The following is a 1,491-nucleotide window of genomic DNA, read 5'->3' on the forward strand; positions in this document are numbered from 1 at the left end:
CTAATCCTGTATCACTGCAATAGAAAAAAATTACAGTAAAAAGGAATACGACTCAAACACTGTTCGAAAAGCCTGAAGACCTTTCCAGATAACCTTGGCTCCTGGATCACCATCACTTTTGCGGCCTAAAAACCCACCCAGTTTGGCTAAGGCCAGAACGACTTCCCGCACGTTTGCAGGGGACTTGGGCAACATCGTGGTTTTATACGCAATCCGGTAGAGCACCTGCCATTCCTCCTCGCTCATTACCTTTGTGTAAGGAGCGTCTGGCTGCTGTCTGGCCAAGTACGTCAAGTGCTGGATTTGCACCGCAATAATAGAGTAAATCAGGATCAGCTTTTTCAGCTTGTTTGCATGCTGCTCTTGCAGCTTTTCAACTTCGCAACCGCTTTTCAAAATATAGTGGAACCGTTCTATTTTCCAGCGTTGCACGTACCACCCTACCTTTTCCGCAGCTGCTTCCGCATTTGGGGTGGGGACATTGGTTAGCAGAAACCATTCAATCGGCGCCTGGTCTGCCAGTGGTGTAACTTCGACAACGTGAATGAGGGTACAGGAAAGAGGCGGATACCCCGCGCCTTTTTGTTGCAAATGAGCAGGCACCTGTACCGTATCACTTGTAAAGCGAACGGCAAGCGTCGTTTCCCGTGCCGGGGTCCCCCGGCGGGTATCCCGAGGAAGCGATACGCAGATCTCACCGGCTGCCGGCTGTGCGCGCACCTTGTCCCACAGGCGTGCCCCTTCCCCTTCAGTGATACGGTTTTGTACAGAGCGAACCACATACGACTGACCCTCTTTTTGCAGCAGGTGCAAAAACTCAAAATAATCGGCTTCCCGGTCCCCGATATGAATGAGCTTCATGTGCGCCGGTACCGCAGCTGCGCTCACTTGAGCTGCCTCCGTCCAGCGGTAGTTCTCTTTTTCCTCGTACGGCCGGCTGACCTTACGCTGTCCTTTGGGTTTAGGCTCGCGGGCCCATGTTTTTTGATACAGCAAACCAAGGGGCAGCCCCGAGGGAGTCAAAAGCAAGGCGGTGTGTGTTAATAATCCCTTGGCTTTTGAGTCGTTATATTCACCAAGTCCAACCGTCTTTTCCCGGTTCCCGTAGCTGACCCCCGTCGTGTCTTGCACGCACAAAAAGACGTTTTGGCCACTTTCGTTCATCTGCCTAAGCGTTTCCTTGCGGTAGCAATCCATGACATTTTCTTCGCTAAGCGCGGGATTATTCAGCAAACGACCGATTCCTTGCCGTTCGGCATTGTCAGCGCTGGCCGCTGAGATGGAAGCACCCAAATGAGTAGACAACGTCGTCAGTGTACGGATAAACCGTCTCAGGAGGACGGTGCTGTGAATGTACATTTGATTAAAAAAGGAAAAATCCGGTGCCGCCAAAGAGGATGTGTTTTTTTGCGTAGACATGAGATTCACCTAGCCTTTATACGTTGGTGTTCTCATCATAAAACATCTGTTGGCTCTCGGGTACTCTGAAAT

The 1,491-nt window shown here is 51.0% G+C and carries 1 protein-coding gene; it reads right to left on the reverse strand.

Annotated elements, in window-relative coordinates; all coding sequences use genetic code 11:
• Positions 1 to 30 precede the first annotated feature (30 nt).
• Positions 31 to 1,419 (reverse strand): IS4 family transposase, encoded by a 1,389-nt coding sequence (locus tag AC3Y23_RS28990; RefSeq protein ID WP_379205547.1) that lies wholly within the window; start codon positions 1,417 to 1,419, stop codon positions 31 to 33.
• Between the last annotated feature and the right edge of the window lie 72 nt (positions 1,420 to 1,491).

It is taken from the genome of Paenibacillus sp. MAHUQ-45 (assembly GCF_058133325.1).